The organism is Desulfovibrio sp. 6_1_46AFAA, assembly GCF_000224635.1.
Classification (GTDB): Bacteria; Desulfobacterota; Desulfovibrionia; order Desulfovibrionales; family Desulfovibrionaceae; genus Desulfovibrio; species Desulfovibrio fairfieldensis.
In genome coordinates, this window is sequence record NZ_JH114306.1 from 1 (window position 1) to 26,384 (window position 26,384).

A 26,384-nucleotide genomic window follows, 5' to 3' on the forward strand; every position below is an offset into this window, starting at 1 on the left:
TTTCCAACTGTTATCCCGATTATGAGGGCAGATTATCCACGCGTTACTCACCCGTGCGCCACTCTACTCGAGACCGAAGCCTCTTTCGCGTTCGACTTGCATGTGTTAAGCACGCCGCCAGCGTTCAATCTGAGCCAGAATCAAACTCTCCAGTTCAAATCTGTATCAAGATTCCTGCTTGGCAGAAATCAGAATCTCAAAGACTCTTTCTTCCCACTCGCTATTCACTTGTCAATGAACCACCCGAGGGCCTCCGCCCCCTGCCGCTCTTCTCAGCGGCGCGGTGCAGATTTATGCACCATCCCCTTGGCTGTGTCAACAACTTTTTTCGTTCCGGCAAAGTTTTTTTCGCCGTGCCTCGAAAGGCCCAAAAACGTGTTGTTCAGTCGCGGGAAGTGGAAGATATCCATCCGCCCCTCATCTGTCAACGCTTTTTTGTAAAAAAGTTGCCAGGCTACCCGGAATATCACCGCAAAGCCACGCACGGCAACGGCTTGCGGAAAACTATACTTAGTCCAGGTTCACTACCAGTTTGGCTCCGGCGCGCAGGCTTTTCTCGTCCACATTGTTCCAGCGTTTGAGATCGTCCACGCTGACATTGTGTTTGCGCGCGATATTCCAGAGGCTGTCCTTGGCCTGCACCGTATAGGTAGTTTTGCGACCGGGCTTGCCCACGCGACCGCTGGAGCCGCCGGAAGACGGCGCGGCCTCGGCTACGGCCTTGCCCGGAATGCGCAGAACGCAGCCCGCCCGGACCTTGTTGGGATTGTCGATCTGGTTGCAGTCCTGCAAATCCTTGAGGCTCACATTGTATTTGCGGGCCACGCCATAAAGGGTTTCGTCCGCTTGCAGCTTATGGCTGCCGCCGACGGCCACTTCCGTGGCGCGCGCCGGGGCGCGGCGGTCGCCGCCGGGTTTCAGGCGTTCCTTTTTACCCTGCCGCGCGTCGCCGGACCCCCTGGCGTCTCTCGAGTCCAAGGCGGCCACAGCCGTGGCCGACATGTTCACCGAACGGGGCACCAGCACCATTTCTCCGGCCCGCAGCAGGTCATTGCCGGGATTGGCCGCTTTCAAACGGGCCACGGGCACATTGCAGCGACGGCTGATCTTGTCCCAGGAGTCCGCCGAGGTGGCCACCTTGACCGGACGCCAGTCCGCGTAGGCGTTGGCCTGGGGCGAACGCAGAAAAGCCGTGGCCTCCCGTTCGTATCGCGCCGGAACGTAGACAAAAGAAGCGCGCTCCGTGGAAGTGATGGGCCGCTTGTGGTGCGGGTTATAATCGCGAAACTCTTCCCAGCTCAAACGGCAGGCGCTGGAAAAGGCCATCAGATCCGTACCGGGCCGGGCCGTGAAGCGCAGCACGCCGGGGGCCTTGTCCGGATGAATGGGGTCAAAGCCCAGTAGCGGCAGGTTGCGCATAATTTTTGCCACGGCCAAAAAGCGGGGCACATATTGTTTGGTTTCTTCCCGCAGCTGGGCCTTGTCGTCCAGCTTGTGATTGCGTGCCTTGACCTCAAAGAAGTCACGGCCGCCGGTGCCCTGTTTGGCGCGGCTCATCTTGCCTTCACCGGCATTGTAAGCCGCAATGGCCGTGGGCCAGTCCCCGAAATCGCCGTAGAGTTTCTGCAGATAATCGGCGGCGGCCTCCGTAGCCTTATAGGGGTCCAGACGCTCGTCCATCCACCAGTCCTGATTCAGACCGTATTTCATGCCGGTATAGGGCATGAATTGCCAGGCCCCGGCGGCGCCAGCCGGAGATTTGGCGTCAACCCTGTAGCCGCTTTCCACAATAGCCAGATAGGCCAGCTCGTCGGGCATGCCGCGCGAGCGGAAAACCTTGCGGGCATAGGCCAGGTACTGTTCGGAGCGCTTGGAAAACACGCTCATGGTATTGCGGCCTTTGCGCAGGAAATACTTATATTGGCGGGCCACGTCCGGCATGGCGTCGGCGGGCACGTTCTTGTCGATCTGTCCGGTGGACTTGAGGGCCGCCAGTTCAGTCCGGGTTAAAGGAGAAGCGCTTTCGTCGTCGGGCAGCATGAGGGACGGGGTGGAAACCTCCGGCCCTTTGCCCTGGCGCGTGGCGCAGCCGCCCGCCAACAGCAGGCAGAAAGCCGCAACCAGCAGCCAGAACGCCCCCGGCGCGCGAAAACTTGTTGTATGTTGTGCCATATATTCACTCCCGTTTACCGCCCGGCTTGCCTTCAACCGGGAAGATGCGTACACAGGCCGGAATGCGCGCCGCGCCTTGCGGCGTCCCTTCCAACCCTGGCCGCCCGTCAGCGGCCGTCAAAATTCTCCAGCCGGAGACGCCCATGAATGATCACTCTGACGACGCCCCGCTCTTGCCGGGGCTGAAACCCGTGCTGGAACTGCTCGCCTCCGAGCCCCAGCGCGTTGATCTTGTTTTCTGCAAAAAGGGCCTGCACGGCCCTGAAGCGCGGGAGGTGCAGAACCTCTGCCGTCAAAACGGCGTACGCTTCAGCCTGGTGGACGGCGCGGCACTGGACCGCCTTTGCCGGGGCCCGCGCCAGGGGCGCGACGCCGTGGCCCACCAGGGGGTGGTAGCCCGCTTGGCCGTTACCGGCTTCTGCGGACTGGAAGAATTGCTGGCCGCCGTGCCCGACGCGCCCCTGCCCCTGCTGCTGGCCCTGGACCAGGTGCAGGATCCCGGCAATGTGGGCACGCTCTGCCGCACGCTCTACGCCTTGGGCGGAGCGGGCCTGCTGCTGCCCCGGCACAACAGCGCCTACCTGGGCCCCGCCGCCCGGCGGGCCGCCGCCGGGGCTTTGGAGCATCTGCCCGTGGCCCAGGTGACCAACTTGGCCCACGCCCTGGACAGCGCCGAGGAAGCGGGCCTGACCATTTACGGCGCGGGCGGCGCGCCCGGCCCCAACAGCCTGGACGCCTTTGCGGACAGCATGCGCCTCCCCGCAGTGCTGGTGCTCGGCAATGAGGACAAGGGTCTGCGGCCCGGCGTGGCCAAGCGCTGCGCGCATATGCTGCGCATTCCGCTGGCCCGGCCTTTTGATTCCCTCAACGTGGCCCAGGCCGGAGCCGTGCTGCTGGGCCTGGCCGCGGCGGCACGCTCTCGGGGCTCTGTAGTGTAGTTCGGTGGGGAGACAAAAAACTATAGAGCTGAGGTAAAATCAGTTCAAAATCCCTTTTTCAAACAAACACCAGCGCTAATAAACACCAAAAAAGGAGGCCTGTACAGTGGCCTCCTTTTATTTTTTACTCAATATAAATTGTATATTCTTTCTAAACTTTATCTAAATATTATTTATACATCCTTCTTTGTGCATTGTACAATAACAAAACAACTGTTAGAGCATGTTGCATTGCCACGGCGACATAACCCATGCGGGCTGAGGACACCACAACGCACGGGGAGGAAAGATGAATATCAGATTGGCCCGGTCTGGGGACAGCGCGGCGCTGCTGCGCATTTACGCGCAATACATCGACACTCCGGTGACCTTTGAGTACACCCTGCCTTCGGAGAACGAATTCGCCGCGCGTATCGGCACCATTTCAGCGGAGTATCCGTATCTGGTCTGTGAGGAAGACGGCGAAACGCTCGGCTACGCTTACGCCCACCGACAGGCCGAGCGCGAGGCGTATCAGTGGAACGCGGAATTATCCGTGTATCTCGATCCCGCCTCGACCTCGCGGGGCATCGGCGCACGGCTGTACCGCATGCTGCTGGACATTCTGCTTTTGCAGGGCGTCAGAACGGCATATGCCCTGGTCACGCTTCCCAACCGCAAAAGTGAGCGGCTGCACGCCTCTCTGGGCTTCCAGACGCTCACAATCCAGCGCAAGGCCGGTTTCAAAGGCGGCAGATGGCACGACGTTGCCTGGTATACAAAAGCCCTCGCTCCCCATGACGCCGATCCGCAGCCGATTTTGCCTGTGGACCGGATCAGTGCGGAGCGGCTGCAACAGATCCTGAACACGCGTCCGTAAGCCTGGCCGGATAGACGCCGCCGCGCACCCGCCCGGATTATCTCACATAGGTGGGGATGTTGATGAACACGTCGCGGGTGAAGGTGATCATCCGCTCCATGAGCCAGGGCAGAGCCAGCAGCAGGGCAATGAACATGCAGACGATTTTGGGGATGAAGGTCAGGGTCATTTCCTGAATCTGGGTGGCCGCCTGGATCACGCTGACCACCACGCCCACGCCCAGGCCCACGCCCAGCATGGGCAGGGCCATCATCAGACAGAGTTCAATGGCCTGGCGGCCGAAACCGATGACGAAATCAGGAGACATCTGGCTGCCCTCCTCGGGAGCGGAAGTTAGAGCATTTTCACAATGAAATTACTCTGTACTGTCAAAATGCCCGGTCTTGTGAAACAAGGACCGCGAGATTTCCATAGGCGGGCTTTGCCCGCCGTAAAGCGCAAATCTCAAGCGTAATACTCTAAAGCAGAAAACTGTTGACCAGAGAGCCCACCAACAGATTCCAGCCGTCCACCATCACAAAGAGCAGGAGCTTGAAGGGCATGGAAACCATCATGGGCGGCAACATCATCATGCCCATGGCCAGCAGCACGCTGGAAATGACCATATCCAGCACAAGAAAGGGAATGTAGATCAGAAAGCCGATGGTGAAGGCCGTCTTGAGCTCGCTGATCACATAGGCGGCGGCCAGCAGCATGGTGGGCACTTCTTCCTTGTTCTTGGGAAGTTCCATCTGGGTGATGGCATAGAAGACCGAGAGGTCCTTCTCGCGGGTGTGCTTGAACATGAAGGTGCGCAACGGGGCCTGGGCCCGGTCCAGCGCCACCTTGTAGTCGATCTGTTCGTTGAGATAGGGTTGCAGGGCCTGATCGTTGATCTGCTTGCCCACCGGAAACATGATGACCACCGTCATAAAAATGGCGAGGCTGGCAAGGATCTGGGTGGGCGGCAGCTGCTGCACGCCCATGGCCTGACGCAGAAAGCTGAAGACGATGATGATGCGGGTGAAGCTGGTGACCGTGAGCATGATGGCCGGGGCCACGGAAAGCACGGTGAGCAGAAAGAGGATTTCCAGCAGCACCGAGACTTTCGTCGGTTCCGGCGCGCCGCCGGACAGCGTGAGGGACATGGCGGGCAGGCTGAGATCCTGCGCCGCGAAAGCCAGGTCAGGCAGCAGGATCAGCAGGCTTGCCGCCAGCAGGCCCGCCGCGCCGGGCTTCCTCCATGATCTCGTGAAAATCTGCGTCGTGCGGCTCATGGTACGCGTCTTCCTCCGTCAGAAGGGTGATCTGCTGGTCAGTAACCCCCAGCAGCAACCTTCTATTCAAGAAACGTACCACCATAAGTCCTTTGCGCGGTCCCAGCGGCATCTGGGCCTCCATGACCAGCGCGCCGCGCGGCAGGGCTCCCGGACGCGGCAGAAAATTGAACCGCCCGTAGCGCCGCACCAGCCAGACCAGCAGCCAGAGCACGGCCAGCAACAAAAAAAGGATGCCCACGGCCTGCATATAGCCGCCCCAACTGAACGAGCTCTGGCCGAGGCTGGAGACGTGGCCGCCCGCAACGGCCTGATTCGCGGCATGATCCGTCGCGCGCTCCACAGCCTGGCCCATGATCCGGCCCGCCTGCTCCAGACCGCGCGCCACATGCTCACCGGCTGCCCGGACCGCGTCCTCCAGGCCCATGGGCCGCGGAACCGCCGCGGCACCGTCCACCACGCCGCGCACCGCCTGGCCCGAAAGGCCGGGGGCAGTCGCGGCGGCCGCCACTGAAACGTACCGGCTAGCCAAGCTGCTTCACCCGCTCAATGGGACTGATGATGTCGGTGAGGCGCACGCCGAATTTCTCGTTGATGACCACAGCCTCGCCGCGCGCCACCAGTTTGCCGTTGACATAGACTTCCAGCGGCTCACCGGCCAGCTTGTTCAACTCCACCACCGAGCCCTGGCCCAGCTGGAGCAGTTCATTGATCAGCAGGCGGGTACGGCCCAACTCCGCCGAGACGTCCAGCGGGATGTCCAGGATGAAATCCAGCTCGCGTTTGAGCTTGTTGTCCCTGGGCTGGCGGGACATCTCGGTCATATCCTTGAAGTGGGCGTCCGTGGTCTGGCCGCCGCCTCCCGCGCCCGCGCCGCCGAAAGTGGACGGGCCGCTTTTGTCCTCCTCATCCTCGGCCAGGGCTTCGGCCCACTGCGCGGCCAGAGTCTCGTCGTCCACGGGCGAACGCTCCTGGTCCCCGGCGGCGGCTCCGGCGTCCCCGGCCTCAGCCTCCGGCGCTCCGGTATCCCCGCCGGGCTGGCCGGCTTCTTCTTCCTCAAGCTGTGCCGCCCACTGCGCGGCCAAGGCTTCCTGATCGTCCTGCGACATGACGTACCTCGTTATCAGCTCCGTCGCGAGGGTCCGCGTTTGCGGCCCCGCCGGAGCGGCTTAGAGCGCTCTGACATTGAAAATATCCAAACGCTCTGTGCGGATTCTCGCGAAAAATCCGCGCCGCGAACGTATCGCAAGGCAAATTCATTTCGCCGTTACGCGAGACGTCCAAGCGCAAAATACGCTCGCGGAACAAGCACCGGCGCGGGCTTATTCCACCACAAAATCCGTAAAATAGACTCGGATCACGCGTTGCGCGCCCAGAATCTGATTGAGCCGCGCCGCCACTTCGGCCTTGAGCAGCACCTTGCCGTCGGGCGTGGCAATGTCCGTGAAACTCTTGCCCGCCAGCAACATGATGACGGCATCGCGGATGCGCGCATTCTGGGCTTTGAGCGCTTCCGACACGTCGGCATTGACTTCCACTTCCATGCCCAGCTTGAGATAACGCCGCCCGCCGGGGTCCGACAAGTTGACCGTGATGGGCGGCAGAGGCAGAACCAGGCCCGCGCTGCGGGGCAGATCGCTCTGGCGCTCGATGCGCGGCGCGTCGGCCGCGTTTCCGGCTGAGCCGGAGACCGGGGCTCCGGACGCGGGCGCGGACGGGACCGGTGTCGAGGCGCCGCCCGCTGCCGCCGAAGGGGCGGGGGCTTCCGTCTTGGCCGGAGCCGGCGCGTGGGCCGCGCCGCTGCCGGGCGTGCGCAGATACAGCCACCAGTACGCGCCAAGGCCCGCGCCGCTGAGCGTCATCAGCAGAATCGCCAAAAGAATGACGAGGCGCTTGGCTTTGGATTTCTTCTTGGGCTTTTCGGCCTGCCCTTCCGGCAGGGCCGGGGCTTCCCTGGCGCTGTCCTTGGCTGCCATATATACTTACTCCGGACGGGTTGAAACCGGCCTGACGGCTCAAGACCGGGCCGGTCTGAATCATGCAGGCTTTATGCCAAACAGTTATGTTCTGGGCGGGCGCGGCCCGAAAATATCCGTGCCGATGCGCACCAGGGTGGCGCCTTCGGCCACCGCCGCCTCAAAATCCCCGCTCATGCCCATGGAAAGCTCGGGCAGGGGCAGGCCCAGTCGCGCGCGCAACTCCTCACACAGGACGCGCAGACGCGCGAAGTGCGGCCGTGCCGCTTCGCCCGCGTCGAAGACCGGCGGCAGGCACATCAGGCCGCGCAGTCCCAGATGCGGGCAGTTCTCCACTATATAATCGGCCAGAACAGGCAGATCTTCAGCCATGATGCCGGATTTCTGCGGCTCGGCGGCCACGTTGACTTCCATGAGCACCGGCTGGCGCGCTTCCAGGACGGCCAGACGCCGTTCCAGGCCGTCAGCCAGCTTGCGTGAATCCAAGGTATGGATCAGGGCGAAGGCCCCGGCCACCTGGGCGGCCTTGCGGCTCTGGACGTGCCCGATCATATGCCAGCGCACGTTCCGGCAGGCGGGCTCGCCCGCCAGTTCCTCGCGCTTCTGCAGGGCCTCCTGCACGTAATTCTCGCCGAAATCTACCTGCCCGGCGCGGGCCACGGCGGCCACGTCAGCGGCCGGATGCAGCTTGGACACCGCGATCAGGGCCACGTCCTCCCGCCCGCGGCCCGCGGCCGCGCAGGCCGCGTCCAGCCGCTCCAGAACACGCGTATAACGCTCGCGCAATACGTCTTCGGTACTCATGCCCGCTACTCCGCCATAAGGCCCAGGTCGCGCAGAAAGGCCGGATCTTCCGTCCAGTGCTCGCGCACCTTGACCCAGAGTTCCAGATGCACCTTGCCGCCCACCAGCTCCTGGATGTCCTTGCGGGCCTCGCTGCCGATCTGTTTGATGGAAGCGCCCGCCCGCCCGATGACCATGGCCTTGTGCATGGGCCGGGCCACGTAAATCACGGCGTGGATCACGGTCTGGCCGCGCTCCTCGTCCTCTTCCCAACTTTCCACGTCCACGGCCACGGCATAGGGCACCTCCTGGCGCAGATGCAGAAAGAGCTTTTCGCGGATGATCTCGGCGGCCATGAAACGCAGGGAAGCGGTGGAAATCTGGTCCTCGGGGAACTGCGCGGGCCCTTCGGGCAGTTTGGAGCGGATCAGGGCTTTGAGCTCCGGCAGGCCGTCCCGACGCAGGGCCGAGGTCGGAAAGATGTCGGCCCTGGGCCACATTTCGTTCAGGCGGGTCAGCAGGGGCAGCATCCGGCTTTTATCGCTGAACAGGTCCACTTTGTTGACCACCACGATCATGGGCCGCTCGTCGCTGGCCAGGGCTTCGGCCACCGGGGCCAGATCCCGGTCCAGAAATTCCGGGTGCCGGATGTAAAGATGGGAATCCAGAATGGGCATGATCACGTCCGCCTGACCGAGGCTCTGCCAGACCGCCTGGATCATGGTTTTGCTCAAACGGCCGCGCACCTGGGTCAGGCCCGGCGTATCCATAAAGATGACCTGGGCCTCCTCGTCGGTGAGAATGCCCACGATCTGATTGCGCGTGGTCTGGGGTTTGGGCGTGACAATGGTCACTTTCTGGCCCAGCAGGGCGTTCAACAGCGTGGATTTTCCGGCATTGGGCGGGCCCATGAGCGCCACCCAGCCGCAACGATAGGTATGATCCGTCATTATCTTCTCCCCGGCGGATCGCGGGCTGTGCGGGGCCGCCGTTAGATATCGTGACCGCGCCGACGCGAAGCGGCGCGAAAACAGACTGCAAAAGGCGCCGCCCGGCATATGACCGGCACGGCAGGAAGACGGGCGCGGACAAGCCCGGCACGCCTTCCATACGCGCTTCATCTCCCATATCCCACGGCCGGGGTCAAGGCCGGGAGCGCGCGGCAAGGGGAGATTCAGGCCCCGGCGTGAACGCTGAAGCCGTCCTTGCCCCGTTTCTTGGCCTGGTACAAAGCGGCATCGGCGTTTCTGTACAACGTGGCGAAGTCCTTGCCGTCCCTCGGCGCCAGGGCGATGCCGATACTGGCGGTAATACCGAAGGCGTAGGTCTCCGACATAAAGCTCTTGCGCAGGGCCGCGCCCAGCTTAGATGCCTTCCGCTCCACCCAGGCCCTGCCGGGCACCGGCAGAAAGGCCGCAAACTCGTCGCCGCCGATACGGCCCGCGACATCCGTGTCTCTGAACTGCCGCTTTAATTCCAGGGCAAATTCGCGGATGACCATATCGCCCACGGCGTGTCCGAAATCGTCATTGACCCGTTTGAAGTCGTCAATATCCAGAATAAAAAAGGCGAAGCGGCGGTCTTCGGCCTTGCATGCGGCCAGAGTCTCGCTGATGTGCTGTTCCGTGGCCGCCTTGTTGCACAGGCCGGTCAGCGGGTCCAGCCGGGCCTGGGCGGAGAGCCTGCATTCCCGCTTTTTTTCCTCGTCGATGTTCTGGCGGAAAGAAAAAATCCGTACGGATTTGTCTTCATCCCAGAAAAAGATGCGGGCCGTGATGCGCAGCCAGTAATACGCCTCGCCGCCATCAGTGGAAAGCATGACTTCGCAGACCCGCCGATCCGTGCCGCTGGCGTGGGCCGCAAGCACATTGTCCGACAAGAAGGCGTCCAGATACCGCTGCCGGTGCTCGGCCTTGATCTGCTTTTCAGCCACATGATGCAAAAAACGGTCGTAGGCGGCATCGCCCGGCAATCCCAGACTTTCGAAATAGGCGCGGGTTTCCTCGTTGGCGGCGCAATTGTGGGTCATATCCATCTCATAGATGTTTTCATACAGACCCTTGGCGGCCTCCATAAGTATCTCCTGATACTGGTATGCCTTCCAGTGATGCTTTTCCTCGTCGATATTCTGCCGGTAGACGATCATTCGCACGGACTGGTCGAAGGGCAGAACAAAAATGCGCGCTATGATGCGCAGCCAGTAATAATTCTTGCCGTCCTCGGAGATCATGAATTCATAGCGCAGGCTGCGCACGCCCTCGCGGTAGGCCCGCAGAACCCTGTCCGGAGAAAAGGTGGCCAGATAGCCCCGGCGGTCCTCCTCCCGGAGCTGCGTGGCCGCGATATGCCGCAGGGCCTCGCCGAAAGGCGTGTCGCCGGAGATGCCCAGCCGTTCGAAATAATGACGGGTTTCCTCGCTGTCCGCCCTGTCGCGGGTGACGTCCACCTCATAGATGCTTTCGTACAGGCCCTTGGTGGCCTCAGTGATCAGCTTTTGGTATTCCAGGCTCCGTTCCATGCTTTCCTGGCGGAGCCTGGCGTTCCGGTTCCGGCTGTACGCCAGAAGAAGAAAGCCCATCAGCAGCAGTCCACAGCCCCCGGTCACAAATAAGACGAGCTGGTCTTCGTCGCTCATGGCGACCGGCGGCGTTTTGCCGGAACTGAGCAAGGAATGCGCGAAAGGGAAAAGGGCCATGCCCGCAAGAGGCAGAAACAGCAGAATAAGCAGCGTCCAACCGTGTGCCCTCAACCATGCGCTGAATCTGTCCAAGACGACGCCCTCTTTATGATGCCCTGCGGCGATCCCGGCGACCATGTCTCGCGGAAAGAGCGGCGACAGCGCCGGATACGGAAAACGGCCCCACGGAGCGTACCGCAGCAACGCCCAAAAGCCCGCTGCCGGCCGGGGCGAAATGCGCAGCTCCTTTTCCGGTCCGGGAAGGCCGCATCCGCCTCTGCAGTGTGGGACTAGAGCAGATTCCCTTTGAAAGGCTACACGTTTCAAAGGGATCCTTCCGGCAAAAACGCGGTTATCGCTGCTGTCGATCCCCGTATGGCTCCGTTGTCGCCAACGGGGACAGCCACGGGCCGCCCGTCGGGCCGGTCTTCGCGGCGTGCCTCACCGTGTTCGGCGTTAGAGCATTTCAAAGTTAAAATGCTCTAAACACCTATTCCCTATATCAGTCAGGCATATTCCTTGCCCTGTCCCTTGTCCATATGCCGCGCCGTGAACATTCGCCTCCACCAGGCTGCTGAGAAAAAAATTTCCAGCTATTCCATCTAATTGGAAAATAGATTTCATTAAATAATGTTACAGTCTTCCGCGCCGTCCGCTCTTGACGACGCGCGGCGCTCCGCATAGGCTGCGCACCATGTTCTCGCTGTTTACCTACATAGCTCTGATTGTGGGCGTTAATTACGCTTTTGCCGTGACCCCGCTCGTTCAGCTGCCCAACGGCGACCTCTGGCCGCCGGCGTCGCTGATCGTGGGTTTTGTCTTTGTAGTGCGCGATTTCGCCCAGCGCCGCGTGGGGCACCATATTCTCTGGGCCATGCTGGCGGGCTGCGTGGTGAGCTGGTATATGGCCACGCCCCAACTGGCCGTGGCCAGCGCGGTGGCCTTCGCCGTGGGCGAACTGGGCGACTGGGCCCTGTTCACCTTCACGCGCAAGCCCTTTTCCCAGCGCATCCTGATTTCAAGCCTGCTGGGCGCGCCCCTGGACAGCCTGGTCTTTCTGCTGTTCCTTGGCTTGGCGACCCCCTGGTCCATCGGCATCATGAGCCTGTCCAAGCTGGCCGGCTCCTTTCTGGTCTTTTTCCTGGTGCGCCGCCGCGAACGCCGCGAGGCCGGGGCCGAAGCCGCCTGATCCCGCCACGGCCTTTCCCGCGCCTCCCTTCCCGGAGGCTACAGTCCGTAACGGCTGAGCTTGCGCCAGAGCGAAACCCGGTTGATGCCGAGAATCTGCGCGGCTCTGGTCCGGTTGCCGTCCGCGTAGTCCAGAACCCGGAGGATATGCCGCTTTTCGTTTTCCTCCAGACTTTCCGGCTGTTCTCCCGCTTCCGGCCCGGCTCCGGCAGCGGGCAGCAATTCCCCGCCGAGTTCCTCCGGCAGATGCGCCGGGGTGATCCGCTGCCCGTCGCTGAGCACCGCCGCCCGCTCCATGAGATTGCACAGCTCCCGCACATTGCCGGGAAAGAGATAGCCTTCCAGAACGCGCAGGGCCTGGGGCGAAAGCTCCGGTACGGGCAGGCCCGCGCGCCGCGCGCCCGTCTCCAGAAAAAAATGCGCCAGCAGGGGGATGTCCTCCCGCCGTTCCGCCAGGGCGGGCATGCGCAGGGTGATCACCGCCAGCCGATAGTAAAGATCCTCGCGGAAATTTCCCCTGGACACTTCCAGCCGCAGATTGCGGTTGGTGGCGGCCAGCACGCGCACGTCCACCTCAATGTCCCGCGTGCCGCCCACCCGGCGGATGACGCGTTCCTGCAGGGCGCGCAACAGCTTGACCTGCATGGCGGGCGACATTTCCCCCAGTTCGTCCAGAAAGAGCGTGCCGCCGCAGGCCGCCTCGAAAAGCCCCGGTTTACGGCGCACCGCCCCGGAAAAGGCCCCCTGCTCGTGGCCGAAGAGCTCGCTTTCCAGCAGTTCTTCCTGCAAGGCCCCGCAGTTCACGGCCAGAAAACGTCCCCCGGCCCGGCGGCTCAGGGCGTGAATGGAACGGGCGGCCAGCTCCTTGCCCGTGCCCGTGTCGCCCAGGATGAGTACCGAGGCGTCCGAGGGGGCCACCCGGGCGATGGTCCGCTTGAGCTCGCGCATGACCGGAGCATCGCCCAGCAGCAGCGGCCCTTCGCGCGTTTCCAGCAGGGAGCGCATCCGGGCCACTTCCAGATACAGACGGCGTTTTTCCAGCGCCCTGGCCACGAGCAGGCGCGCCTCGTCCAGTTGGTAGGGCTTGGCCAGATAATGGTACGCGCCCTTGCGCATGGCCTCCACGGCGGTTTCCACCATGGGATAGCCGGTGACCACGATCACTTCAGTGCCAGGAAAACGCGCGTGGACACGCTCCAGCAGTTCCAGCCCGCCCATGTCCGGCATGATCAGGTCCGTGAGGACCAGATCATATTCCCCGTGCTGCAGCATCTCCAGCGCAATGCTCCCGCCCCCGGCCTGGACCGTCTCGTGCCCGTCATGGGCCAGAACACGGGCAAGATTGGCGCGGGCAATGGCCTCGTCGTCCACCACCAGAATTTTCGCCGCGGCTCCGTTCATCTTTATTCCCCCTTGTGCGCGTCCAGCGGCAGTCGGACGGTGAAACAGCTGCCTTCGCCTTCCCCGCTTTCCACGCTGATCGTGCCGCCGTGCCTGCGGATGATCCCGAAAGCCACGGAAAGCCCCAGGCCCGTGCCTTTGCCCACGCCCTTGAGCGTGAAGAAGGGATCGAAAATGCGTCCCAGGCTGGCCTCGGGGATGCCGTCACCGCTGTCTCGCACGCGCAGCACGGCCTGGGCGGCGGCCTCGTCACGCCGGGCCGTTACGGAAATCCGTCCGGGCAGGCGGCTGACGGCCTGGACGGCATTGAGCAGCAGATTGATGCAGACCTCCTGCAAACGGCGGCCGTCGGCGGGCAGCACGAGATCGGGCGGCACGTCGATGTCGATGCGCAGGCCGGGCGGGGTTTCACCGGCCACCAGGGACACGGCCCGCCCCACCACGTCCGCCAGGGCCACGGGCTTCAGGCTGAAGTCGGACTGGCGCGCGAAATCCAGCAGGCCGCGCACGATGTCGCGGGCGCGGAGCACCTCCTGATGGATGTTGCGCAGCATTTCCGCCGGGAATCCGGCGTCGCCGCCGTGCGCGCCGCTCTCGCGCAGCAACTGGCAGGACGTGAAAATATTGTTCAGCGGATTGTTCAGCTGGTGGGCGATGCCCGCGGTGAGCACCCCCAGGGAAGCCAGCTTTTTTTCCTGCACGAGCTGGTTCTGGCTGCTCTCCAGTTCACAAATCATATGATTGAGCGCCTCCAGCACATGGCGGCTTTCCGCCTCGGCCCCCTCCAGAGGCAGAGGGGAAAAATCGCCCTTCACGACCCTGGTGGTGGCCTTCTCGATCAGCCCCAGGGCGTGCAGAATGCGCCGCCCCATCAGCCAGGCCAGGAAAAGCCCCACACCCAGCAGCGCGGCTGTGGAGAAGACCAGTTGCCGCCGCAGCGCGGAAACGATCTCAAGAATATGACCGCGCAGCCGTCCCACGAGCAACTGGGTGTCGGCAACCAGCTCCTTGCCCAGCATGCGCACATTCTCCGCCTGCGGATCATGGGGAGAGCCGAGCGCCCGGAAACCGTCGCGGTAGGCCTCCATCCGGACGAGCAGCCCGGTCAGCCGCGCCCGGCCGGAGCCCAGAGTGCCGCCGGGCAGATCCGCCCCCGGCTTCCTGTGCAGAAGTCCACGGGCCCGGCTGATGGCCTGGTCCACATAGCGCAGACTTTCCTCCCTGTCCGCGCCGAGGCCGTACAGCAGGTAGTTCTTTTCACTGCGCCGGATTTCCAGCACGTCGCTCTGCAGGTCGTCCACGCCTTCGGCCAGGGCCAGGGTTTCCTCCAACTGCCGCAGATAATAATAGGAAACCGTCCCCAGCGTCCCCACGCCCACCAGAGAAAGCACGATGCCCAGCAGCACCTTGTGCCGTATGCTTCTGCCGAATGAGCGCAAGCGCCGCTTCATGCCCTTCATGACGTATCCCCCTGCGAGCCGGTGCGGTCCGGGTCGTCGGGCGACGCGCCCGGCCGGATGCCGTGCCCCACCGGATGCAACTTGCAACGTTCCTGCCAAAACCGCCGGGATGCCCGGTCGGGATGCCCGGCCCCCAAGCCCCGAAATCCGGCGTTTCCGAAAACCGGGGCGCCGGGCTCCACTCCCCGGCCGCCGCCACGGCGTTACACTCCGGAACAGCCGTTGCAATATTCAACATATAAAATATGTTAATATTTTCACATTATTACCTGAAGCAAATCCGCCCGCTGCGTTACATTCCGCAACGCCGCCACCGGGCCGTCCGCCCGGCGCTAAAAAATTTCTCATGGAATAACAGCTTGATACAAAAAATCCGGACTGGCACGCTCTTTGATATACCGGAAACAGACGCGCGGCGACACAACGGCCCGCCACACCGCAAACCCGGAATGACTGTCATGAGCGTGAAAAACATCCCTTCCCCCCTGAGTCTGAAAGGCATGGCCCGGCTGCGGGAACGCATGGACGACCTGAGCGAGGCGCTGGCCTATGCGGACGCCGGGGAAACGGATCTGGCCCGCGAGGCGTACACGCGCGGCAGCGGTCATCCCAGAGTGGTGCTGGCCGTTTCCCGGCATGAGCACTGGAGCCGGGAACTGGCCGCCAGCGCCCTGGGGCTGGCGCAGCGTCTCGGGGATGCCCTCGTGCTGCTGAACCTCACCCCCCGGCCCGACCGGGCCTTCATTTCGCGGGCGGATTCCGCCGCCGAGCCGTGGCTGCGCCGGGCTTCCGCCGAAGGCGTTCCGGCCCGGCACCACATCCAGCCGGGCGGCATGGACGCCGTCAGCGACGTTGTGCGGGACATGGGCCGGGTGGACATGGTCATCTGCGCCCTGCGGGACGGCGTCCGCCTGCGCGGGCAGCTTTCCATACCCGTGTATTGCGTCAGGGTCTGAACAGCTCCGCTTTCATCCATACCTCAAAGGAAGACATCATGCATACCACCGGACACGCCTCAACCATCGGCAAAACCCTGCTCTTCGGCGCCGCCAGCGCGACCCTGTACGTTCTGCTTTACTTCTATGCGGACGCCCTGGCCGCCTTCTGTTCCCAGGGCGGCGTCAGCGCCTCGGTCCCCATCGGCATCGCCCTGCTCTTTTCCTATGTGCACGGCAGCTTCGCGGCCAACCTCTGGCGGCTGCTCGGCGTGACGGCCCACACGGCCCCGGCTCCGGCCCCGACCTGTCCCGAGGAGGAAGAACCCGTTCTGTCCCTGCGCACTCCCGCGCACGCCTGACATCGGACCGGGGAGAAGATTATGGACCTGTTCGCGCTTGATTCCGCCAAATTCATCGACCTGAATCTGGTTACCGTGGGCTTTCTTTTCATTGTCGGCTTTATCGGCGGCCTGGTCAGCGGCTTCATCGGCTCGGGCGGAGCCTTCATTCTCACTCCCGGCATGATGGGCCTGGGTGTGCCGGGCACCGTGGCCGTGGCCAGCAATATGTGCCACAAATTTCCCAAGGCCCTGGTGGGCGCGCTGAAGCGCTTCCGCTACGGGCAGGTGGACGTCAAGATGGGGCTGGTCATCGCCGCCTCGGCCGGGGTGGGCGTGCAGTGCGGCATCGCCATCCAGCGGCATATCCTGGAACGCTGGGGGCAGGCCGGTTCGGACCTCTACGTGAGCCTGGCCTTTGTGGCGGTGCTGTTCAGTGTGGGCGGCTATGTGCTGTATGACGCCCTGCGCTGCAACCGGCGCAACGGCGACTGCGGCGGAACGCCCGCTCTGGCCCGCCGTCTCCAGGCCGTCAATCTGCCGCCCATGCTTACCTTCCGGCGCTCGGGTCTGCGCATCTCCCTCTGGTTCACCCTGCCCGTGGGCTTTGCCACCGGCATGCTGGCGGCCACCATCGCCGTGGGCGGTTTCATCGGCGTGCCCGGCCTGATCTATGTGCTCGGCGTGCCCGGCCTGATAGCCTCCGGCACGGAACTGGTGACCGCCTTTGTCATGGGTCTTTGCGGTTCCGTCAACTGGGCCCTGCACGGCATGATCGACATCCGTCTGGTGCTGATCATCCTGGGCGGCTCGCTGCTGGGCGTGCAGCTGGGGGCCATCGGCACCACCTATGTGCGGGAAAACATGATCAAACTTGTCATGGGCACCATCATGCTGATCGTGGCGGTCAGCCGGGTCATAGCCATCCCGTGCTATCTGGAGCGCCTGGATGTTCTGACCATGGCCCCCGGCCTCCAGACCGGGCTGAAGACCGCCAGCTTCATCTGCATGTGCCTGGGATTGCTCAGCGGCGCGGCCCTGATCCTTGCCGCCATGTGGCGGGGACGCGGAACGGTCGCGGCTCCGGCCGCCTGAGTGCGCCGCCCCTCAGCCTCGTGAGGGGAGCCTCCGCGCGCGAAACCGCCGGAATTTTCACTGCCTGTCGTGAGGATTCCGGCGGTTTTCCGTCTTCCGCAAAACGGGTTCAGACTCCGGCGGCCTGGGCCGCCTCCTCGGGATAGAGGGCTTCCATTCCGGCCAGGAAGGCTCCGAAACGATTTTCCAGCACGGCCTGCCGGGCCTCACGAGCCAGACGCAGAAAATAGGTCAGGTTGTGCAGGGAATTGAGCCGGAAGGAGAGCAGCTCCTTGCTCACATAGAGATGGCGCAGATAGGCCCGCGAAAATGTCCGGCAGGTGTAGCAGCCGCAGGCCGGGTCCAGGGGGCCGTCGTCCTCGGCATATTCCTTGCGCTTGATGTTCACCTTGCCCAGCGAGGTATACAGCGTGCCGTTGCGGGCGTTGCGCGTGGGCAGCACGCAGTCGAACATGTCCACGCCCGCATGGATGCCGTGGGCGATGTCCAGGGGCGTGCCCACGCCCATCAGGTAGCGGGGCTTGTGCGACGGCAGCAGGGGGGCCGTATGGTAGAGCAGGTCGTACATTTCCGCCTTGCCCTCGCCCACGGACAGGCCGCCGATGGCGAAGCCGTCGAAATCCAGGGCGCAGATTTCCTCCACCGAGCGACAACGCAGATCCTTGAAAAAACCGCCCTGGGTGATGCCGAAAAGCAGATTGGAGCCCGTGCCCGCCGGATAGGCGGCGCGCGCCCGCGCGGCCCAGCGGGTGGTCAGGGCCAGGGAGGTTTCCGTATAGGCGTAGTCCGCGCCGTAGGGCACGCACTCGTCCAGCACCATCATGATGTCGGAATTGAGATTGCGCTGGATGGAAATGACTTTTTCCGGGGTGAACAAATGGCGCGAGCCGTCCAGATGCGAACGGAACTCCACGCCCTCCTCGCGGATTTTGCGCAGGGAGCTCAGGCTGAAGACCTGAAAGCCGCCGCTGTCCGTGAGCACGGCTCCGGGCCAGGAGGCGAAGCCGTGCAGGCCGCCGTGCCGGGCCACCAGCTCGTCGCCGGGCCGCAGATAAAGGTGATAGGTATTGCCCAGAATGATGGGCGCGCCGATGGCCGCCAGATCGTCGGGCGCAATGGCCTTGACCGAGCCCACCGTGCCCACGGGCATGAAGATGGGCGTGGGGATGACGCCGTGGGCCGTGCGCAGCAGCCCGGCGCGGGCCGCGCCGTCCGTGTGTTGCAGTGTAAAAACGGGTTCAGACATGGCGCGCAGCCTATCCGCAAGCGCGCCGCGTTGCAAGGCCCGCCGGACTCCGGCGCGGACGGCCCCCTTAGAAGCCGCCAACGTGTACACATAACTATTGTAACGGGCTGATACGAATCATGGAGTCTCCCAGCAGCATTGAGCGGAGCCTCCTTTACTCCGCCGAAGCTCAGCGCAGGCGGATGGCTGGTGTCGTGAGAATCCGGTAAAAATAAGATTTCCGCGCGCTGCCAAGGAAGACTGTTTCTGCCGGATCATCACGACATGCAACGATGGCAGGACTCTGCCCCGCCCTCCCGCCGCAAGGCCGCGAGGCGACACGCTTTTCCTTGTGCCGCGCGGGCAATGTTGCTATGTTGCCTTTCTAAAAGTTGTCTAGTGTCTGATTGGAAAAATCAGACCCGTAAAACTCTACGGGTTTTGCGGCGGCTTGGCCGCCGTGAGCAAGCCGAAAACCCCGTTTTCGGCGAAACGATCTTACCACTTGAGACAGCGTCTTAAGTGGTACATGGTACCAGAGGTTTTCCCGAGTCGGGCGGCTTCTCCCGGTCCTGACGGACCGCCGCCTTCGCAGAGTTGTCTGTTCCGGAGCATTTCATGAGCTGCTGTGCCTTTACGCCGTCCCGCTGCCACATTGATCTCGCCGCTCTGCGGCGCAACTTCGCGCGTCTGGGCGAACCCGGTTCCATCATGCCGGTCGTCAAGTCCGACGCCTACGGCCACGGCCTGCTGCCCGTGGCCCGCGCCCTGGACGGGGCCGGGGCCCGGCGCTTCGCCGTGGGCACCGTATGCGAAGGCGTGGCTTTGCGTGAGGCCGGGCTGGGCCAGACCATTGTGCCGCTGATGGGCGCCATCAGCCGCGAGGACTGGCAAGCCGCCGCCGCCCATGATCTGACGCCCCTGCTCACGGATTTTGAGGACATCGAAAAAGCGGCGGCCTGCTGCCCGGCGGACAGGCCGTTCCGGGTGGCCCTCAAATGTGAGACCGGCATGAACCGCCTGGGCTTTTCCGCCGAGGAACTGCCCGCGGCCCTGGAAAGCCTGCGCCGCTTCCCGCGCCTCGCGCCCGTGCTGGCGCTCTCGCACCTGGCCTGCGCCGACATGCCCGGCGAAACGGCCTATACCCAGGCCCAGGCCGAGCGCTTCGCGAGCATGTGCGCCGTCCTGCGCGAAGCCTTTCCGGATATCGCGCGTTCCCTGGGCAATTCCGCAGGGGCTCTGGGCCTGCCTGAAAGCCGCTATGAGGCCTGCCGTCCCGGCTTGGCCCTCTACGGCGGCAACCCCTTTGCCGGCACCGCCTGGGAAACGCGCGGCACGGGCCTGGAGTGGGTCATGAGCGTCAGCTCGCCCGTCCTGCAGGTACGGCAGCTCAAAGCCGGGCAAAGCGTCTCCTACGGGCGCATTTTCACCGCGCCCCAGGCCATGACCGTGGCCGTGGTGGCCGCCGGTTACGCCACGGGCTTCGCCCGCGCCCTTTCCAACCGCATCGACCTGCTGATCAACGGCCGCCGCGTTCCGCAGGTGGGGCGGGTCTGCATGAGCATGCTGATGGCGGACGTCTCCTCCCTGCCGGACGTGCGGACCGGCGACACGGCCTGGATTCTGGGCGGCCCCGCCGCGCCGGGCCAGCGCCCGGTCAGCGCCCAGGAAATGGCCGACGAGCTGGGCACTATTCCTTATGAGATCCTCTGTCTGATGGGCAGCACCAACCCCCGCGTCTACAGCTGAACATTACCCGCATTGACGGCAAAGTGTAAGTATTTCCTCCGATATTTGACAAGTGGGCAGCCTGCCCATATTGTCTCTTTGATGGCGGCCCACCTCCACTGAGGAGCGTCGGCCGTTCGGGCACGGACGCCGCATCCAAGAGGAAGAACAAAATGCCCACATGGGACTCAATAAAAAATCTCTTCAAAACAGCCGCAACCCATCAGCCGCGCCCATATGCCGTTATCCACGCCGCGTTCAAGCACGATGCGGGAGTCAGCCTGTTTTTCGTGGACCGCCAACGACAATTGGAAAATGTGATCTGCTACATCAAGTCCGTCAAAAAAAACCGCATTCTTCTCAGATCCCGTAAAAATTTCCTTCCCGATATTCTTAACAATGAAAAATGCAGCATCTATTTCAAGCTGCCCTATGATGTGATCGTCAACGATCTCAAGCTGCCCTCGGCCACGGCCCGTTACGGTTTTTTGTGCAAAAGCCGGATCATCAGCAACGGCATTAATAAGGAAACCAGGGCCTGCGAGATCTCCATCTGCATGCCCGACCAGTACATTCAGCGGGAGTTACGCAAATACGAACGGGTCTATCCCAGTCTCGGCATGGTCAAGGCGGCCGGACTCTGGCTGCCCTTCAGCCGCCTGCCTGAAAACCAGCTTCAGTTCGGCACTCCGGACTTCATGTACCGTGAAGGCTGCCCCTCCCAGCTGCGCCTGGTCAATATCTCCGCCGGCGGTGCCAGAGTGCAGCTGGACAAAGTAGAATTCCTTGAAGAATTCAACAACATGGACGGCAAGCAGGTCATGCTGCTGGTCTCTCTGTGCAAAGCGGGCAACAAGCACTTCAGCGTGCTGGCGGTCTGCAAGTGCGTGGAAAGCACCTACAGCATCATTCTGCGACGCCTGACCCTGCGCCTCCAGTTCAGACAGCTCTGGGAATGCTCCGAGGAAGACCCGAACCAGCGTTGGCGGCCCGTGGACAAAGAGGGCGTGCCCGCCATTCTGGACTGGATCAATAACGATTTCTGCATCCTGATGGAGAAAAGCGGCGAGCAGATGATCTGACGCCGCACCCCTTTCCCGCCCCCCCCTCCTCCGCCTCCCGTTACCCTGCCGGGCTTGACAGCCCGCCTTGCCGCCTGTATACAGCGTGTTCCTTGCTCGCGCCGGGCGCGCGGGCTGCTAATCCAAAAGGAGAACAACCATGCGGAAATTCGAAACCCTGCTGCTCCTGTCACCGGAGCTTTCCGCCGAAAACCGCGAGGGCATTCTGAACGCTCTTGTGGCGATTATCGAGCGCGAAGGGGGCGTCATGACGGAAGTGGATCACTGGGGCATGCGTGATCTGGCCTATCCGGTGCACAAGCTGATGCGCGGCTACTACGTGCGTCTGGTCTATGACGCTCCGGCCGCGCTGGTGGCCGAACTGGAGCGCAATATCCGGATCACCGACGGCATCTTCAAATTCGTGACCGTCAAGCTGGCCGACGAAGTGGCCGGGGAGGTTGCCTAAATGGCCTTTAAAAAGAAATTTGCCCCGCGCCGCAAGTTCTGCCGCTTCTGCGCCGACAAAGAACTGCCCCTGAACTACAAGCGTCCCGACATCCTGCGCGACTTCATCACTGAGCGCGGCAAGATCATTGCCCGGCGCATCACGGGCACTTGCGCCCATCACCAGCGCCTGCTGACCCGCGAAATCAAACGCGCCCGCCAGATGGCCCTGCTCATCTACACCGCCACGCACGACTCCGTCGTCAAGAAAAAGAGCATGATCTAAGGGGGGCGCACATGAAACTGATACTTCGCGCCGATGTGGAAAATCTCGGCAATCTCGGCGATGTGGTCAACGTCAAGCCCGGTTACGGCCGCAACTTCCTGTTGCCGCAAGGCTTGGCCATGGTGGCCAGTGAAGCCAATCTGAAAGTCTTTGAACAGGAGCGTAAAAAGCTCCAGGCACGCATGGATGCCCTGCGCGCCGACGCCCAGGGCGTGCAGGCCCGCCTGGAAGCCCTGGAAGTGGTTATTCCCATGCATGTGGGCGAAAACGACAAGCTTTACGGCTCGGTGACCTCCACCATCATCGGCGACGCCCTTGCCGCTCTGGGTGTGGATGTGGACCGCCGCCGCATCCTGATGGACGCCCCGATCCGCACCCTGGGCGAACACCCGGTGCGCATCCGTTTGCACGCCAGCGTCATCGCCGTTGTGCCGGTGAAGGTGATTTCCGACCATCAGCCCGAGGAAGAGGAAGTCGTTGTGGAAACGGCCTCCGAACCCCTGGTTGAAGAAGCCCAGGCCGAGGCCGCCCAGTAGGCGCAGCGTGGCTTCTCCCCATGACAGCATGACCGCCCCCGGCCGCGAGGCCGGGGGCGGCTCGTCTTACGCAAAAGGCACAAATGGCGGAAGCGGCAGAGGCGGGCACGGCGGCCAGTCCTCGCCCGGCGCTGCCGCCCGCGCGGCGGAAGCCGATCTGCTGCGCCGCGTGCCCCCGCACAGCGCCGAGGCCGAACAGGCCGTGCTGGGCGGCGTGCTGCTGCGCCCCCAACTCATGCACAGCATTGTGGACATGCTGACCGCGGAAGACTTTTATCTGCCCGCCCACACCATCATTTTCCGCGCCTTTCTGGAGCTTTACCGCAAATCCGCGCCCATTGATCTCATTTCCACGGCCGAATATCTCAAAGGCCGCAATGAGATGGAGGACGCCGGGGGCGCGGTCTATCTCGCCGATCTGGCCCAGGCCGTGGTTTCCGGGGCCAATGCCGAATATTACGCCACCATCGTGCGCGACAAGGCCTTGCAACGCGGGCTCATCGAAGTTTGTTCCGGCATCATCAGCAACTGCTACGACGCCTCGCGCGAAGTCGCTTCCCTGCTGGACGAGTCCGAGCAGGCGGTTTTTTCCATCTCCCAGCGCACCACGGGCCGCGACTTCACGCCCACCAAGGACCTGCTGGACAAGGTCTTTGAAAATCTCTCCAAACTGGCCGACTCCAAGGACGTGATTACCGGCGTGACCACGGGCTATACCCGTCTGGACAAACTCACCGCCGGGCTGCAACCTTCGGATCTGATCATCGTGGCCGCGCGCCCGAGTATGGGCAAGACGGCATTTTCGCTGTGCATGGCACTTAACGCCGCCGTGCGACAGAATGTGCCGGTGGCCGTCTTTTCCCTGGAAATGAGCAAGGAACAGCTCATGCAGCGCATGCTGGCGGTTTGGGGCAAAGTGGACCTGTCCAAGCTGCGGCGGCCCTCCCTGCTCAGCGACGACGACTGGCAACGCCTGTACACCGCCGCCGACGTGGTGGCCCGCGCGCCCATCTTCATTGACGACACCCCCGCCCTGACCACTCTGGAGCTGCGCGCCCGCGCCCGCCGCCTCAAGGCTGAAAAAGGCCTGGGTCTGGTGGTGGTGGACTATCTCCAGCTCATGCGAACCAGCCGTCGCACGGACTCGCGCGAACTGGAAATTTCGGATATTTCCCGTTCTCTCAAAGGCCTTGCCAAGGAGATGTATGTGCCGGTGGTGGCGCTCTCCCAGCTCAACCGCAAGGTGGAGGAACGCGGCGACAAGCGCCCCATGCTCTCTGACCTGCGCGAATCCGGGGCCATCGAGCAGGACGCGGACGTGATCATGTTCGTCTATCGCGACGACGTCTATAAATTCCAGAAGCCCTCCGAACGCCCGCCCCAGGGCGTGGCGGAAATCATCATCGGCAAACAGCGCAACGGCCCGGTGGGCGCGGCGGAACTCATGTACATCTCGCCCTACACCTCGTTTGAGGACATCGCGCCGGACTGGTCGCCGCCCCCCTCGGAAAGCCAAAGCTGATCCTCTACAGTATGTAACACTTGAAATACTCTACCGCGCGATGAGCGCAGAGTCGCTTTGAAATTGTGCTGATTTCAAAGCTGACGCTGCCCTCAGCCCATCGTTGACGTCGTCATCCATAAGCCGACCAGCGGCAAAGCTGACGCGCGACGCAACCGTGGTTGCCAGAACGGGAAAGAGTGCGCCGGAACACGTAAGTTGATCACTCAAACACTACAGCAAAACTGTGATACCAGCCCGCGTTTGTCTTGCTGCTCTGTACTATAGTCCCATGCGGGCCTTTCCCCTCTCTTCTAGACTTTTCCTCAATTTTTCCGCCCGGCTTCGGCGAATTCCGCGCGAAGTCTTGCCCTATCGGCCTTTACGGACAAAATCCCGCGCGCGCGAAACGCGCAAAAACGCGCAATACCAACTTTTTCATGCCCTTTCGTTGACAAGCAGCGCAAAGCATGTTTCTGTCTCCACAAGGGCCGCGTACCGGTAATACGTTTTGCCGGATGGATGCGCGGGAAGATTGTTTTTTTTGAGAGGGTGTTTCATGTCCAAGTCCATTTATGTCGGAAACCTTCCCTGGTCGGCCAATGAAGAACAGGTTCAGGATCTTTTTGCCGAATACGGCAACGTCCTGTCCGTGAAACTCGTCAGCGACAGGGAAACCGGCCGCGCCCGCGGTTTCGGTTTTGTGGAGATGGAGGACGGCGAAGCCGATGCCGCCATCGAAGCTCTGGATAACTTCAGCTTTGGCGGCCGCACCTTGCGCGTCAACGAAGCCAAACCCAGAGCGCCGCGTCAGCCCCGTTACTAGGGCTTTCCGACGGGTCTCCAGCAAACGCCCCGGCCAGGTTCGTCCGCCGGGGCGTTTTTTATTTCCCGGCCCTGCCGAGATGTCACCCCGCACCTGTCGGTTCAGCGTGAAGACCGCACAGCAAAAACGCGATTTTTACTGTGCTTACGCCGCCTGTGGCGGCGCGCACCCACTTACGGGTTTGCGACATGCGCCGCTTGACGCGACACCACGGCCTTTCCAAGACACAGAGTCGCAAAAGTCCGCCATGCGCGTCTTGCTGTTTGCCGTTCCGGCCCCGGCTCTGCCGCCCGCCGGGCAGGCTTTGCCTTGGAACGGCAAGGTTCCGGGCAGGTCCGCGCTGACCGCCCGCCACGGCAGGTAATTCCGGAGGAAAAAGCAAATGCACTCTTGGGATTTTCAATCACCCGGCCTGATCGCCTTCGGCGAAGGCAAGGCCGCATGCGTCGGCCCCTTGGTCAAAAGCCGGATTTCCGGCAAAATTCTGCTGGTCACCGGGCCGGTTCTGCTGCGCACGGGCGCGGTGGAACCCGTGCTGCAATCGCTGCGCGAGGCGGACGTGCCCTTTGCCCTCCATGCCGAAACCAGCGGCGAACCCACCAGCCGGCATGTGGAAGACGCCCTGGCCCTGTTCCGCCGCGAGAACTGCACGGTCCTGGTGGCCTGCGGGGGCGGCGGCCCCATGGACCTGGCAAAGGCCGTGAGCCTGCTGCACGCCAACGGCGGCAGCCCGGCGGATTACGCCCGCAAGGGCGCATCCCCCAAAGCCGGACCGCCGGTATTCGCCCTGCCCACCACCGCCGGTTCAGGCAGCGAGGTTTCCGGCAATACGGTGATCATTGATGCCGCCACGCAAGAAAAACTGCTCATCGGTTCTCCTGCCCTGGTGCCGGTGGCCGCGATTCTTGACCCCCTGCTGACCCGCAGCATGCCGCCCTCGCTCACGGCGGCCACAGGCATGGACGCCCTGACCCACGCCATTGAATCATATGTATCCCGCAAGGCCACGGATATGACCATGCCGCTCTCCCTGCAGGCCGCCGCGCGCCTGGTCCGCTTCCTGCCCCGGGCCTGGAAACGGCCCGACGACGCCGAGGCCAGGCGCGAATGCCTGCTGGCCTCGCTGGAGGCGGGTCTGGCCTTTGCCAACAGCTCCGTGGCCCTGGTGCACGGCATGGCCCGGCCCCTGGGCGCGAAATTCGGGGTTCCGCACGGCTTGAGCAACGCCATGTTGCTGGAGACGGTCACCGCCTTTTCCCTTTCCGGCAATCCGCAACGCTACGCCCGGCTGGCCCAGGCCATGGGCGCGGCGACAACGGGCCTTGACGATGCGGCCGCCGCCAGGCTGCTGCCGCCCCTGCTGCGCGATCTGGCGGCGACGCTGGGCATCCCGCGCCTGCGCGAACGCGTCAGTGAGGACGAACTGGCCGCGCAGTGCGGGATCATGGTGCGGGAGGCCCTTGCCAGCGGCAGCCCGGCCAACAATCCGCGCGAGGCCACGCCCGGGGACATCGCCCGGCTGTATAAGGAAGCCCTGTAAGGGACACGGGCGAAACGCAAACAGGTCGCGACCGCCCGCGGGCTTTTCTCCGGCGAGCCGCCTTGCCGAGCGGCGCAAATTCTGCCATGATGCCCGCATTGACGCTGCCGCCTCATTGGGAGCGAATCTCCCCAATGAGAATCCGCGCTTGTG

Annotated in this window: 27 protein-coding genes and 1 rRNA gene; 14 read left to right on the top strand and 14 right to left on the bottom strand. The window is 63.0% G+C overall.

Annotated elements, in window-relative coordinates:
* From HMPREF1022_RS15790 to HMPREF1022_RS15795, 3 genes are all read right to left on the bottom strand, one after another.
* Positions 1 to 156, bottom strand: a 16S ribosomal RNA gene (locus HMPREF1022_RS15790); the annotation flags it as partial.
* Between the two features lie 116 nt (positions 157 to 272).
* Positions 273 to 410: a hypothetical protein gene (locus HMPREF1022_RS19000; protein WP_156803007.1), complete on the bottom strand. Its 138-nt coding sequence runs from the start codon at positions 408 to 410 to the stop codon at positions 273 to 275.
* 100 nt (positions 411 to 510) lie between these two features.
* Positions 511 to 2,172 carry a lytic transglycosylase domain-containing protein gene (locus HMPREF1022_RS15795; protein WP_009303928.1) on the bottom strand — a complete coding sequence of 554 codons (1,662 nt, stop codon included), beginning with the start codon at positions 2,170 to 2,172 and terminating at the stop codon, positions 511 to 513.
* A gap of 143 nt (positions 2,173 to 2,315) precedes the next feature.
* Here HMPREF1022_RS15795 and HMPREF1022_RS15800 point away from each other — a divergent pair, with 143 nt between their 5' ends.
* Both HMPREF1022_RS15800 and HMPREF1022_RS15805 read left to right on the top strand, forming a co-directional pair.
* Positions 2,316 to 3,110 carry a TrmH family RNA methyltransferase gene (locus HMPREF1022_RS15800; RefSeq protein ID WP_009303929.1) on the top strand — a complete coding sequence of 265 codons (795 nt, stop codon included), beginning with the start codon at positions 2,316 to 2,318 and terminating at the stop codon, positions 3,108 to 3,110.
* Between the two features lie 289 nt (positions 3,111 to 3,399).
* Positions 3,400 to 3,969: a GNAT family N-acetyltransferase gene (locus HMPREF1022_RS15805; RefSeq protein WP_009303930.1), complete on the top strand. Its 570-nt coding sequence runs from the start codon at positions 3,400 to 3,402 to the stop codon at positions 3,967 to 3,969.
* A 37-nt stretch (positions 3,970 to 4,006) separates the two neighbouring features.
* On the opposite strand, the gene fliQ is transcribed toward HMPREF1022_RS15805, so the two are convergent.
* From fliQ to HMPREF1022_RS15845, 8 genes are all read right to left on the bottom strand, one after another.
* On the bottom strand, positions 4,007 to 4,276 hold the full coding sequence (fliQ, locus tag HMPREF1022_RS15810) for a flagellar biosynthesis protein FliQ (RefSeq protein WP_008683600.1): 270 nt from the start codon (positions 4,274 to 4,276) through the stop codon (positions 4,007 to 4,009).
* A gap of 151 nt (positions 4,277 to 4,427) precedes the next feature.
* Positions 4,428 to 5,225 carry a flagellar type III secretion system pore protein FliP gene (gene fliP / locus HMPREF1022_RS15815; RefSeq protein ID WP_009303931.1) on the bottom strand — a complete coding sequence of 266 codons (798 nt, stop codon included), beginning with the start codon at positions 5,223 to 5,225 and terminating at the stop codon, positions 4,428 to 4,430.
* A complete protein-coding gene (gene fliO, locus HMPREF1022_RS16780; protein ID WP_008683596.1) occupies positions 5,134 to 5,757 on the bottom strand; it encodes a flagellar biosynthetic protein FliO in 624 nt (207 codons plus the stop codon). The genes fliP and fliO overlap by 92 nt, the downstream gene beginning before the upstream one ends.
* Complete coding sequence (fliN, locus tag HMPREF1022_RS15825) at positions 5,750 to 6,334, bottom strand: flagellar motor switch protein FliN (RefSeq protein ID WP_008683593.1); 585 nt, start codon at positions 6,332 to 6,334, stop codon at positions 5,750 to 5,752. Before fliN ends, fliO begins: the two co-directional genes overlap by 8 nt.
* A gap of 213 nt (positions 6,335 to 6,547) precedes the next feature.
* Positions 6,548 to 7,201 (bottom strand): flagellar basal body-associated FliL family protein, encoded by a 654-nt coding sequence (locus tag HMPREF1022_RS15830; RefSeq protein ID WP_009303933.1) that lies wholly within the window; start codon positions 7,199 to 7,201, stop codon positions 6,548 to 6,550.
* 84 nt (positions 7,202 to 7,285) lie between these two features.
* Positions 7,286 to 8,005, bottom strand: coding sequence for a YggS family pyridoxal phosphate-dependent enzyme (locus tag HMPREF1022_RS15835; RefSeq protein WP_009303934.1), 720 nt, complete (start codon positions 8,003 to 8,005; stop codon positions 7,286 to 7,288).
* A 5-nt stretch (positions 8,006 to 8,010) separates the two neighbouring features.
* Positions 8,011 to 8,934: a GTPase Era gene (era, locus tag HMPREF1022_RS15840; RefSeq protein ID WP_008683585.1), complete on the bottom strand. Its 924-nt coding sequence runs from the start codon at positions 8,932 to 8,934 to the stop codon at positions 8,011 to 8,013.
* 224 nt (positions 8,935 to 9,158) lie between these two features.
* The gene (locus HMPREF1022_RS15845; protein ID WP_009303935.1) at positions 9,159 to 10,754 is read right to left on the bottom strand and encodes a GGDEF domain-containing protein; all 1,596 of its coding nucleotides are present in this window, start codon (positions 10,752 to 10,754) and stop codon (positions 9,159 to 9,161) included.
* 601 nt (positions 10,755 to 11,355) lie between these two features.
* Between HMPREF1022_RS15845 and HMPREF1022_RS15850 the strand changes: the two genes are divergently transcribed.
* Positions 11,356 to 11,850 (top strand): VUT family protein, encoded by a 495-nt coding sequence (locus HMPREF1022_RS15850; protein WP_009303936.1) that lies wholly within the window; start codon positions 11,356 to 11,358, stop codon positions 11,848 to 11,850.
* A 38-nt stretch (positions 11,851 to 11,888) separates the two neighbouring features.
* Here HMPREF1022_RS15850 and HMPREF1022_RS15855 read toward each other — a convergent pair whose 3' ends face one another.
* Positions 11,889 to 13,250, bottom strand: a complete 1,362-nt coding sequence (locus HMPREF1022_RS15855) for a sigma-54-dependent transcriptional regulator (RefSeq protein ID WP_009303937.1) — start codon at positions 13,248 to 13,250, stop codon at positions 11,889 to 11,891.
* A gap of 2 nt (positions 13,251 to 13,252) precedes the next feature.
* Complete coding sequence (locus HMPREF1022_RS15860) at positions 13,253 to 14,710, bottom strand: sensor histidine kinase (RefSeq protein ID WP_009303938.1); 1,458 nt, start codon at positions 14,708 to 14,710, stop codon at positions 13,253 to 13,255.
* Positions 14,711 to 15,168: 458 nt separating this feature from the next.
* Between HMPREF1022_RS15860 and HMPREF1022_RS15865 the strand changes: the two genes are divergently transcribed.
* From HMPREF1022_RS15865 to HMPREF1022_RS15875, 3 genes are read left to right on the top strand one after another with little or no spacing between them, the layout of a single operon-like run.
* Positions 15,169 to 15,666, top strand: a complete 498-nt coding sequence (locus HMPREF1022_RS15865) for a universal stress protein (protein ID WP_009303939.1) — start codon at positions 15,169 to 15,171, stop codon at positions 15,664 to 15,666.
* A 38-nt stretch (positions 15,667 to 15,704) separates the two neighbouring features.
* On the top strand, positions 15,705 to 16,007 hold the full coding sequence (locus HMPREF1022_RS15870) for a hypothetical protein (protein WP_009303940.1): 303 nt from the start codon (positions 15,705 to 15,707) through the stop codon (positions 16,005 to 16,007).
* Between the two features lie 21 nt (positions 16,008 to 16,028).
* Entirely contained in the window at positions 16,029 to 17,081 is a 1,053-nt protein-coding gene (locus HMPREF1022_RS15875) for a sulfite exporter TauE/SafE family protein (protein WP_009303941.1), read from the top strand.
* A gap of 109 nt (positions 17,082 to 17,190) precedes the next feature.
* Here HMPREF1022_RS15875 and tgt read toward each other — a convergent pair whose 3' ends face one another.
* On the bottom strand, positions 17,191 to 18,327 hold the full coding sequence (gene tgt / locus HMPREF1022_RS15880) for a tRNA guanosine(34) transglycosylase Tgt (protein ID WP_009303942.1): 1,137 nt from the start codon (positions 18,325 to 18,327) through the stop codon (positions 17,191 to 17,193).
* Between the two features lie 597 nt (positions 18,328 to 18,924).
* Between tgt and alr the strand changes: the two genes are divergently transcribed.
* The 8 genes from alr to HMPREF1022_RS15920 all read left to right on the top strand — a co-directional run bounded on the left by alr (position 18,925) and on the right by HMPREF1022_RS15920 (position 26,231).
* Entirely contained in the window at positions 18,925 to 20,055 is a 1,131-nt protein-coding gene (alr, locus tag HMPREF1022_RS15885; protein ID WP_009303943.1) for an alanine racemase, read from the top strand.
* A gap of 152 nt (positions 20,056 to 20,207) precedes the next feature.
* A complete protein-coding gene (locus HMPREF1022_RS15890; protein WP_009303944.1) occupies positions 20,208 to 21,116 on the top strand; it encodes a hypothetical protein in 909 nt (302 codons plus the stop codon).
* Between the two features lie 139 nt (positions 21,117 to 21,255).
* Positions 21,256 to 21,564: a 30S ribosomal protein S6 gene (gene rpsF, locus HMPREF1022_RS15895; RefSeq protein ID WP_008683562.1), complete on the top strand. Its 309-nt coding sequence runs from the start codon at positions 21,256 to 21,258 to the stop codon at positions 21,562 to 21,564.
* The gene (rpsR, locus tag HMPREF1022_RS15900; RefSeq protein WP_008683560.1) at positions 21,565 to 21,828 is read left to right on the top strand and encodes a 30S ribosomal protein S18; all 264 of its coding nucleotides are present in this window, start codon (positions 21,565 to 21,567) and stop codon (positions 21,826 to 21,828) included.
* Positions 21,829 to 21,839: 11 nt separating this feature from the next.
* Positions 21,840 to 22,364 (top strand): 50S ribosomal protein L9, encoded by a 525-nt coding sequence (gene rplI / locus HMPREF1022_RS15905; RefSeq protein ID WP_009303945.1) that lies wholly within the window; start codon positions 21,840 to 21,842, stop codon positions 22,362 to 22,364.
* Positions 22,365 to 22,371: 7 nt separating this feature from the next.
* The gene (gene dnaB / locus HMPREF1022_RS15910) at positions 22,372 to 23,886 is read left to right on the top strand and encodes a replicative DNA helicase (RefSeq protein ID WP_009303946.1); all 1,515 of its coding nucleotides are present in this window, start codon (positions 22,372 to 22,374) and stop codon (positions 23,884 to 23,886) included.
* A gap of 538 nt (positions 23,887 to 24,424) precedes the next feature.
* The gene (locus tag HMPREF1022_RS15915) at positions 24,425 to 24,691 is read left to right on the top strand and encodes an RNA recognition motif domain-containing protein (RefSeq protein WP_008683552.1); all 267 of its coding nucleotides are present in this window, start codon (positions 24,425 to 24,427) and stop codon (positions 24,689 to 24,691) included.
* A gap of 382 nt (positions 24,692 to 25,073) precedes the next feature.
* Positions 25,074 to 26,231, top strand: coding sequence for an iron-containing alcohol dehydrogenase (locus HMPREF1022_RS15920; protein WP_009303947.1), 1,158 nt, complete (start codon positions 25,074 to 25,076; stop codon positions 26,229 to 26,231).
* The last annotated feature ends 153 nt before the right edge of the window (positions 26,232 to 26,384 follow it).